The organism is Gilliamella sp. wkB108 (genome assembly GCF_001690195.1).
In the GTDB taxonomy this organism is placed as follows: domain Bacteria; phylum Pseudomonadota; class Gammaproteobacteria; order Enterobacterales; family Orbaceae; genus Gilliamella; species Gilliamella apicola_L.
In genome coordinates this window covers 1-12,135 of the sequence record NZ_LZGM01000060.1, presented here as the reverse complement: position 1 = coordinate 12,135, position 12,135 = coordinate 1, and the positions used below count along the sequence as shown (strand labels likewise).

Annotated in this window: 2 protein-coding genes; both read left to right on the top strand. The window is 36.6% G+C overall.

What is annotated here, in order from left to right:
- The first annotated feature begins 158 nt into the window (after nucleotides 1-158).
- Complete coding sequence (locus A9G11_RS06135; RefSeq protein WP_081298439.1) at nucleotides 159-1,874, top strand: ShlB/FhaC/HecB family hemolysin secretion/activation protein; 1,716 nt, start codon at nucleotides 159-161, stop codon at nucleotides 1,872-1,874.
- Between the two features lie 91 nt (nucleotides 1,875-1,965).
- Nucleotides 1,966-12,135: hemagglutinin repeat-containing protein (locus A9G11_RS06130; protein ID WP_065618623.1), on the top strand; the 10,170-nt coding region annotated here is incomplete at its 3' end.

The window sequence follows — 12,135 nt, the reverse complement described above, 5'->3', positions numbered from 1 at the left end:
TTTTTTTATTAATAATATATCTGTCTTATATTTATCTGATAATTATCATTTTTAATAATCTTTGTTTAATTTTTATAGACATGGATTCGATTCAGCATTAACATCGCACCGGTTATACTATATTGGATAATAAATTAAGGATTAATTTTAGAAAGATTATGTGTTTTTTAAAAAAGTTTCATTTATCAGTGTTGGTATTATCTGTTTTTCCTGCATTAGAATTACTTGCTGAACCACCCCCGGAAATACTACCAGAAACAAAAATTTTAAGTGATCAGCACTTGAACCATCAACAAGAGCGGCAAAAAGCACTGGAGGATGCATTAACCCCAGAGTCTCCTGATATTCGATTATTACCGCCATCTACTGAAGTTGGGAAAATCGCTTTTCCAAACGAGTCATCTTGTTTCAATATTAATCAGATTGAGTTAATAGATCGAAACAAATTACCTTGGTTTATCCCTTTAACAAAATTAGCACAACAGGCGGAACATCGCTGTTTAGGCGCTGAAGGGATCAATTTATTAATGACCGCTTTACAAGATCGTTTGATCAGCTCAGGTTATATCACTACACGGGTAGTGGCACCAGAGCAAGACTTAACCAGCGGAAAATTAAAATTACAGTTTATAGAAGGCAAAGTAAGGCGAATTTATTACAGTGAAGAGAGTGATAAATATGCACAGCTTGCAACGGCGATGCCGGCTAAAGAAGGCAAGACGCTCAATTTACGAGATATAGAGCAAGGACTAGAAAATTTACAACGGCTACCGACGGTAAGTGCGCAGATGCAATTAGTACCGGGAGATAAACCGGGAGAAAGTGATATTGTTATAGATCGCAAACAAACAAAGATGTGGCGTTTGGGATTATCAGTAGATGATTCAGGCACTAAAACCACGGGGCGCGATCAGGGAGGAGTCACACTATATTTAGATAATTTATTATCATTAAGTGACAGTTTTTATGCTTCAGGAGGGCATGATATCAATGGTAAGGGTAAATATGGTTCACGTAACTACTTATTATCTTATTCAGTGCCATTAGATTATTGGTTATTCAGTGCTTCGTTATCGGGAAATAAATATCATCAAACGGTGGCAGGACAAAATTTAAATTATCAGTACAGTGGACGAAGTCGCAATGCGAATATACAAGTAAGCCGAGTCCTTCATCGTAATGAATCACAAAAAACGACCTTAAGTTATGGCATTATATTACGTCAATCGCATAATTATGCATTTGGTGAAGAGCTTGATGTTCAACAACGCAAAACCACCCAATGGCAATTAGGATTAGCGCATCGGCATTATATAAAAGATATCACACTAGATGCCGGAGTAACTTATCAAAAAGGGGTTCGCTGGTTTAATGCACAAAAATCGCCGGAAGAGAAAAATCCGGAAGATAATGGCAGTGCTTTATCAGAAATATTTCTGTTTAATTTCTCAACCTATATTCCTTTTAATCTAGGTAGTCAACAGTTAGGTTACCGTTTAGATTATCAGGGCCAATATACCCGAGGAAACCGTTTAACCTCTCCCGACCAGTTTTCAATAGGTGGACGTTGGAGTGTGCGTGGTTTTGATGGAGAGTTAACATTAAAAGCGGATCGAGGATGGTATGTACGTAATGAATTAAGCTGGCAAGCCCCATTTAATCATCAACCTTATTTAGGTATAGACACAGGTGAGGTGTCAGGGGCAAAAAGTGAATATTTATTGGGACGACACTTAACAGGTGGTGTAGTGGGTGTACGAGGCAATAATTACGGTTTTTACTATGACTTTTTTGCCGGAACGCCGATACGAAAACCGAAAGGTTTTAAAACCAACCCATTAGCATTAGGGTTTTATTTGAATTGGACTTATTAAGATAAGTTACGATAGATTCTTCATTAATCATAATAATTAAAAATAAAATATAACAATAAAAAAAAGAAATACAGGAAAAGGGAATAGAACTATGAATAAGCATTTATATCGTGTGATTTTTAACAAAAAGCGTGGCATACAAATGGTAGTGGCAGATATTGCCAAAACACCTACCGGTAGTGAACAGACAAGCACAAATGGCGGACAATCACACCAAAAAACGATTTTAGCCAAGTTAAAACCGATAAGCTTATTTATATCAATTTCTTTAAGTTTTGTTAGTATTATGATGCCAGCTTATGGTAGTGACATAGTCGCAGATAATCAGGCTAATAAACGTCAACAACCACAGGTAATAACAACAGCAAATGGCGTTACTCAGGTCAATATTCAAACCCCGAATAGTAAAGGAGTATCACACAATAAATACAGCCAATTTGATGTATCACAGCAAGGGGCAATTTTAAATAATAGCAGTAAAATAAGCCAAACTCAGATAGGTGGTTATGTTCAGGGTAATGAATTCTTAAATGCAACCGGTCCGGCCAAAATCATCTTAAATGAAGTGAACTCACGTAATCCAAGCCAATTAAATGGTGTAGTAGAAGTGGCGGGACAAAAAGCACAAGTAATAATAGCAAATCCATCGGGTATTACTTGTAATGGTTGTGGTTTTATTAATGCCAGTCGAAGTACGCTAACCACCGGGAAACCGGTACTTGAAAATGGCGAGTTACGTGGTTATGTGGTCGAAAACGGCAACATTACAGTAACTGGAAAAGGATTAGATAGTTCAGGACAAAACTATACGGATTTAATCGCACGAACTGTCTCGATAAACTCAGCGGTTTGGGCAAATGAAGTAAATGTGGTCACAGGACGAAATCAAGTCAGTCAAGACACTCAAAGTATAACTGCGCTGGATGATAATATAAGTACCAAACCAGAAGTATCAATTGATGTCTCGCAATTAGGTGGTATGTATGCGGGTAAAATCCGCATGGTGGGAACAGAGAAAGGGGTAGGGGTACATAATGCCGGAGAGCTAGGAGCGAGTGCAGGTAATATTGTCATTAGTGCCGATGGTAAAATTACGAATAAAGGGACTATGCAAGCTCGGCAAGATATAGCCTTAAACAGTCAACAAGATATCAATAACAGTCATCAGATATACAGCAAACAAAACGTTGAACTAAAGAGTAAAAAACAGATAGTTAATCAAGGGTCATTAATTGCCCAAAATAATATTAATCTTGAGGCCAAGAAAATAAATAGTACAAAAGATAGTATGGTGGCCGCAGGGATTAATGAACAAGGGAAATTAACCAATCAGGGTAATATTCATGGGACTGCACAAGATATAGCTTTCAATGGGAAAAACAGTGCAGGGCAAGACCTGATATTGATAGCTCAAGAGCAGCTTGATTTGGATAATAGCCGAACAATAGCCAAAGATTTAAAACTATCCAGTAACACCATATCCCTACAATCAGCCCAAGTTCAAACAGAAGAGCAATTGAACTTAAATTCGACAAGTATTAATACATCAAATGCTATTATTCAAAGCAAAAACGGCATTAACCTAACGTCCAACATGTTGACTAATAACCATAGCCAGTTATTGTCAGAAAAAGCGATTAACCTTAAAGCGCAACAAATTGTAAGCAAGTCATCATCAATCAGTACCAATCAAAGTATAACCATTCATGCTGATGATGTAGAAATGCAAGAAGCAAAATTAAGTGCTAAACAAGATATATCTTTATCAGGGAAGGCTATTAATGCAGACAATCTGGCGCTTATTACTGAGCAAGGGTTAAGTATTGATGCCAACCAATTATCGACGCAAGGTGCAAATGTACAGGCTAAAAATGCAGTAAGTATTCGTGCTGATAACTATTTAGCCGATAAGCTTTATTTGCTGACTGGTCAATCATTAACCTTAATGGCCAACTATATACAGCTCAATCAATCAAAAATTAGTGCGTTAGCAAACATTAAGGTTGATGCAGAGCAGTTAGTTAATCAAGATGCAATTTGGTTAACAGATAAAGATATTAACGTGAAAGCCGACAAAATCAACAACCAGTCCAGTCAGATCAAAGCGACGGGAACGGTCAATTATACTTTTGAACAGTTAAATAATGATAAAGCTACGGTGATAGGTAAAAGTTTAAGTTTTAAAGGTAATACTTTATATAATCAAGCAGCAGGACTGAAAGCTGATGTAGGTATCATCTTTGACCTTAATCAATTCTATAATCAACAATCACGATGGCAAAGTGGTGATAATATTACTGTTAAAGCGACCTCTTTATTTGATAATAAAAACAGTATTATTGTATCTCTTGGTGCATTAAGTATTAGCACACAAACTATGACCAACGATAATAGTGAATTGGTGGCAAATAAAGATTTAACAATCCAGACAAAACAATTATCAAGTGATAAAGCGATATTGCAATCGGGTAACAAACTCCAATTATCAGTTGATGAACAGCTTGATGCTAAATCAGCAAAACTCTATTCTGAAGGTCAAATTGAAGTTCAAAGTAAAGCACTGGATTTAACTAAAGCGACCATCACAAGCAAAGGGGACATCTCACTTAATGGTGAAAGCCAAACACTTAATCAAGCTCAATTATTATCAGGAGGTAAAACTAACCTTGATGCAACAAATATTGAAGGTGATGATGTTAGTTTAAAATCGATAAATGATTTAATTATCAAATCCCTCAATTCGGTCTCTTTTAAGCGCGGAGAGTTGATTACTAATCAGAAACTTTTACTTAATACACAAAACGCCCAGACTGCAAATGCCACTTTGTATGCAAAAGGTGGTATCGATATTAATTTAAAACAACTAGATAATCAAAATGCAGTTTGGTTTAGTGATACCGCAATAAATTTAATCGCTCAACAAATCAATAATCAAAAAGCTTCGATTAAAGCCAAACAAGATGTTGCGATCGCCACAGAACAATTCAACAACAATGAAGCGGTGATAGTTGCAGAAGGTGGGTTGGTGATTGATGCAACAGACTTGGATAACACGGCAGCGCAAATTCAGACAAAAGATGGTATTAAAATTAAGGTCAATAATGAATTAAAAAATGGCAACAGCAAACTGATAACTGAAGGACAAATGCAGATAGATGCAGATGATATGACTAATGCTAATGCACATCTTTATGCAAATGACTCAATATCTATTCATGCAACCAATCTGAATAATGATCATAGTGCCTTATTTAGTGGTGGGGTATTGAATTTAATCAGTACAACAATGAATAACCAAGATAGTGAAATACAAGCTAAGCAAGGGATAGGGGTAGAGACCCAAACATTATTAAGTGACCGTGCTAAGTATGTGACAGAAGGTGGTTTAGATTTAAAGAGCCAAACAGCTTCACTCAATCAAGCTAAGTTAGCGAGTAGAGGCGACTTAAATATTGACAATACTCAAGCGTTAATGATGCAAAAGGCTGAATTGGTTGCTCAAAAAGACATACAAATTAAAGCCGATACAATCAACAGTACGGAGTCTTTAGTTAACGGCTTGGGTTATATTGATATTGTCACTAACTACCTACTTAATAATAAGGCACAGTGGTTGGCTAAAGGTTATATCCGCGTTAATACAGAAAATACGGATAACAATGACTCATTATTAAAATCAGATAGTTTTATCTCGATTCTAGCCAATCAGCGATTTAACCATGAACATGGTACACTAATAAGTGGTAGCAATATTGATATACACGCCAATGAGATTAACAATGCCTATGGTCAATTAGGTGCAGAAGGACATATTAATGTAACGGGGAATGCACTGAAAAACAGTCATGCTATCTGGGTAGCTAAAGGTGATATAACAATTGACGGTGGAGATGAATTAGAAAATACGTCCGCACAATTAGCCAGTGACCAATCCTTGACTATTCATGCCAAACAGATTGCTAATCAAAAAGTTGTGTTGAGTACTAAAGGAAATATTACAGTTAACACACAACAATTAGATAATACTCAGGCCAAATTATTTAGTGGGCAAAGTATTGCTATACAAAGTCCGAATATTATTAATAAAGAAGCGGTATTAAAAGCGGATGAAGCAATTACCATTGACACTCAAACACTCGAAAATTCTGATGCTATTGTCGTTGCCGAAAATCTCATTAACATCATTGCCGATAAAATTAGTAATCATCATGCCACCATCCAATCGAAAGACCAACTCGCCATTACCACTAAGCAATTAGATAATCAATCAGCCGTATTGTTATCAGGAACTCAAGGTATAAAGATTGATACGCAAGAATTGAATAATCAACAAGCAAAACTATTTACAACGGGCGATTTAACGATTAATGCTAATAATATAGCTAACCAAGAAGCAAAGCTGATTGCTGAAAAAACGCTCAAGATTAAAGCGAATCAAATCAATAATCAAAAAGGAGAATTACAAGCAAAAGGTAATGTAAATATTGATGCCAAAGAGCTAGATAATCAACAAGCTTTAATTTTTTCAGAAAAAGACATTGAATTAAATGCAGATAATGGCATAAACAATCACTCTTCTCAATTAAGTGCTAATGGATTAATTAAGCTCACCACACTAAATGATATTGATAATACTAGTGCCAAATTATCTGCCAATAATGGTATTTTATTGACAGCAGCTAATTTAATTAATCAGAGTGCGGTGCTAAAAACCAATGGGTTGATAAGTGGTAAAGCTAAAAATATTGATAATCGTTATGCTCAATATGTGGCAAACAATATCATGCTCGAAAGTGACTATTTAAACAACCAAAATGCGATACTTACCGCCGATAGTAACTTAGTCATTAATGCCAGTGATTTTGATAACAGTAAAGCTAAATTACTTGCCAATGATATCTACTTAAAAACCAAATCGTTCCATGGAGATGGCACGATTAAATCCAAAAATAATTTATCACTTGAGTTAGATGAAAGTTTTATCAATGAAAGTGAAATAACCGTCAATGGTCAGTTATCTATTCATACTGCACAAGATATTATCAATAAAAATAAAATTGCAGCAGGTGGACAAGTTATATTAGATAGTCAGCAACTTATTAATGAACAACAAGCAGAGATTAGTGCTGATAATTTATCACTCACGCACAAAACGTTAATTAACTATGGGTTAGTCGATGGTAAAACGGCCATCATTCGGGCAGATACATTAAATAACTTAAGTACAGGGCGAATATATGCTGATAATTTAGCCATTAAGGCGAAAACACTAAATAATCGTGGATTAAATGGTGTTGCGCCGGTCATTGCTGCGCGCAGTATTTTTCACTTAGGGGTAAATATCTTAAATAACTATACACATGCACAATTACTGAGCTTAGGTAACTTTAGTATCGGTGGTGATTTAGATAAGGATTACAATGTCACAGGTATGGCAGAGGTGATTAATAACCACTCTGCGACAATCGAATCACAAGGGAATTTATGGATTGCAACCAAAGCACTGAATAATATTAATGACCATATTGTCACTGAAATGCGTAAAAGTGATGAAGCACCAGAACGGGAAATTTATTTCCAAACAGCAACAGGGGACGGTCATGCAAAATATATGCCGGATGAGATCCGTTATAGAATTAAGAGAAAAGCTGTTGGAAATGGTGCGGTTGGCATAAATTGTGATAAGCATAAAAGGTGTTGGTATAAGTGGGAGGATATACCTGAGGGAACAAGATACACCAAAAGTTTACAAAGAATGATGATTATAAAAACGGGGCAAACTCCTGGAGATTCACATCAATATGACGTAATTAAACAGATATACCGTACTGTAATTCTAGAAACAGATCCGGGTAAAATTATGGCATCAGGTAATATAGTTATCCAAGGAGAGGCACTAAATAATCAAGATAGTAAAATTGTTGCCGGTAAGACAGTCAATATTAATGTAGACCAATTTAATAATCATTCACAAGAAGCTATTTCAAAATATGTCTACTCAGGAAAAGTTCACCATCATACTAGGCAAAGAAAGGGTAAATATGACTATGATTCCTCAGATTATCATAAAGCCGATGAAGTGTTTATTGATGATGCTTTAAATCACAATATTTTAGATCATCAAATATTTACCGGAACACAATTAAAAGAAGAGCCACGGCAAAAGGTAGCGGTTGAAAATAGCAATCATAATATAAATATTGCTAACCAAGTTCAAAGCAACACCCTTACGGAAAGTAAAACGGTAACTAAACCAAAAGTAGGGTTAAATCAAAATGAACATCCTGCGATTGGTCAGACAGCAATTGCGGTTGATAATAAAAATAAAAATGGCATAACTCAAGTAACGCCAAAACCGACAGATAATATTAAAGAAAGTCTGACTAATAATAAAGTTATCGATGCAACACAAACAACGGTGGTTAATGACTCAAATTTATCTGCTAGCGAACAGCAGACCAAACCATCAAAAACAATCAGTGTTTTTGAACCAAACCTGACTTTACCGGATAATAGTTTATGGATAGTGAACAAAGACTGCGATAAAAATTATGTGGTTGAAACCGATCCCCGGTTTACTCAACGTAAAAAATGGTTAAGTTCAGATTATATGCTCAATCGTTTAAGGGTAAATCAGGATTCAGTACTTAAACGATTGGGTGATGGTTATTATGAACAACAATTGATTCGTGAACAGATTGTAGGGCTAACGGGAAATCGTTATTTGGGGAATTACCAATCAGATATAGAACAGTATCAAGCGTTGATGGATGCTGGCGTTAATTTTGCGCAAGCCTATGGTATTGTTCCGGGAGTTGAATTATCACCGGAACAGATGCAAGCGCTTACCACAGATATGGTTTGGTTAGTAAAGAAAACAGTGACGGTTAATGGTCAAGCAGTAGATGTATTAGTCCCACAAGTTTATATCGTAAATCGCACAAAATTAGGTACTGATGGTGCATTAATATCAGGTGAAAATGTTTTTGTAAAAGGCCAAGAACTCAACACTAATGGTTTAATCACAGCAAAACAAGATGTGTTATTGAAGGGACACAACGTCACCAATAAGGGTACTATCGTTGGTGAACGAGTAGCAATAAATGCAGAAAACGATATTACCAATTATGGTAAATTGCTAGGTGATAAATTAGTCTATTTATCAGCAGACAATGATATCAACCTATTATCAAGCACACGAACGCAAACTCGTGACAGAAATATCACCACCAATATAGACCAAGGTAGTACCGTACAGGTCAATAATGGTAATATTTTGATTGACGCAAAACATGATATTAATGCTAAAGCTGGTTGGATAATAAACAGTGGTGAAAAAGGTGAAACTTGGTTACAGGCAGGTCATGATATTCAATTTACTGCAGCGGATATTGAAGAGAAATTAGATTTCCGATTTGGGAAAAAAGATTACCGTATAACCGATGAAAAAAGTGCAGTAGGAACGGAAATCAGTGCAGCAAATGATATCAAGCTGTTAGCCGGGAATGATATAAATGCCAAAACAGTTGATATATTCGCCGGAAATCAATTAGCCCTACAGGCTGGCAATGATATTAATATTGGGGCTTCTACTGAAGAGTTTCACTTAGACGAGTTTCATAAAAGTAAATCAAAAGGATTTTTATCTAAGAGTACTTCAACATCACGAGTAGTGGAAGATGATGTTACCCAAAAAGGCAGTATTTTATCAGGTGATAAAGTTACGATTAATGCCGGAAATAATTTAAATGTGACTGGAAGTCAAGTAGTCGGTAGTGATGATGTGGTTCTCAAAGCGGGTAAAAATATCACAATTGATGCGGCTGAAGAATCTTATTATCGTTTTGAGCAGACCAAAACTAAAAAATCAGGCTTTTCGGCAAGCAAGCAGGGAGTTAGTTATGGTTCACAGTCAAGTAAATTAACATCAACCCAAAATGAAACTAACAATTCAGCGACAACCAGTTTAATTGGGACTTCCAATGGTAATGTTATTATTGATGCTGGTAAGCAAGTTACAATAAACAGTAGTGACATAGTTGCTGGTCGCGCGAAAGATGACACAACGCGAGCAAAAGGTCATATTGATATCAGTGGTGAAGATATTGTTATTATCCCTGGTCAAGATACCGTAGACAGGCACACGACATATAAATCGAAATCAACCAGTATTGGCGTTTCATTCTCCAACCCGATTATTGATAGCGCGCGTAATATACGTGATATTTTCAAATCACCGGGTGGCACGACAGACAAAGTAAAACAGCTGAGTAATGAATTTGCAGCCGTTGGCATGGATATGGGGCTACCGACACAGTTACCGATCACCTACAGTCACTCATCGAGTAAAAGTGAATCCACATTACATGGTGAGTACCAACATGGTAGTTCATTGACGGCAGCTGGAAATATCCAACTACATGCAACTAAAGGTCAGGAACGAGATGAAAAGGGTCAGTTAACCCATGGTGATGTACATATTAGTGGAAGTCAGTTAAGTGCTGGTGAAGCTATTATTATCGATGCAAATCGAGATGTTAATATAGTGACATCGACAGATAAACAAAATGAAGAAAATAAGTCAAAAGATAAACAATGGAATGTAACCAGTGGAGCGCCAACAGCTGGCTCATCAGCCCGTTTTGTTGGGGGTAGCCCGAATAATGGTACAGGATTATTACCGTATGGTTACCAAAGTTCTAGTGTAAATGGTAAGAATAATGTTATAAGCCAAACAGCATCAGAATTGACGGCCAATGAAATCTACATTAATAGTCGGGAAGGAAATGTAAATGTATCAGGAAGCCTTATCACAGCGGTAAATGATTTAATTGTCAAAGCGAAGCAGGGAGATATTAACGTTACGCCAGGGACAAATCAGGCACACAGTGAAGAGAAAGGGCGTTCAAAATTCTTTGGTGAATTAAACAGTGATGGTTACAGTGGAACAGTTGGTTTCCAAGATTCGCGTTATAAAAATCTGGATGATAGCACAAGCCAAAGTGATATACGTAGTGAATTGAATAGTATTAAGGGTAATGTGAGTTTAACATCAGGGGGAGACATACATTTAGTTGGAACAGATATTACGGCGGGTAAATCGGTTGATTTAACGGGTAAAAATGTATTGATGGATGTAGGTGAAGATAGTAAATACCAGAAATATATATCAAAGAATAAACAATATGGCGTGACGGTTTCAACATCAGGTTATGCAGTCACTGCAGCACAATCATTAGAAAAAGCTGCCAGAGCGATTGAAAACCACGAAGATAAACGTTTGTCAGCAATTTATGCGGCGCAAGCAGCATTAAATTTATATTCACAATCAAGGCAGTTAGCCAATTCATCTTCGCAAGCGAGTCAAAATGTCACTCAAACCGCCGATACAAATTTACAAAAGACACCGGTCTGGAAAGAGAAAGCATCTTCATTAGTGAAAGGCAAAGTTAGCCTTACTGCGGATAGCTCAAAACAAACACATGAATATGAACAGAGGTTACAGTCAGGCACTGTGATTCATGCGGGAGAAAATGTAAATATTAATGCGAAGGAGAATATTGAAGGGAAAGGAGTTGATATACAAGGAAAAAATATCAACTTAAACGCAGGTCAAGATATAAAATTCTCAGCGGCACAGGATATGGAGCGGGTAAAAAATACCGATTCAGGTAGTCACTATGGCGTTGGTGTTGGTGTGAATTTTGGTGGAAGTCAAAATGGATTTAGTCTTGAATTAAGTGGTAGTCAATCAAAAGGTAAAGAGAATGGAAATTCAGAGAATAATACCAACAGCATAATACATGCACGAGATAAGCTAAATATTCATAGTGGACGAGATGTTATTTTAACGGGAGCAGAATTACAAGGAAATCGAGTCGTAGCAGATATAGGACGAGATTTGTTAATCAGTAGTTTGCAAGATAAAGAAGATTATAATTCCAAACATACCTCAGCAGGACTGAATGCCAGTATTTGTGTACCGCCATTTTGTGCGGGTTCAAGTCAGGTCAGTGGTAGTTTTAGTCAAGATAAGATGAAGAGTGACTATGCATCGGTGAATGAGCAATCAGGTATATTTGCAGGAGAAGGTGGATATGATATCACGGTAGGCAATCATACCGAGTTAACCGGAGCGGTGATAGCTTCAGAGGCAGAGGATAAAACCCGTAATCGTTTAGAAACAGGAACGATAGGCTTTAGTGATATTAAAAACAAGGCGGAATATAATGTAAGCAGTATTTCGGTGTCAGGAGGAGCG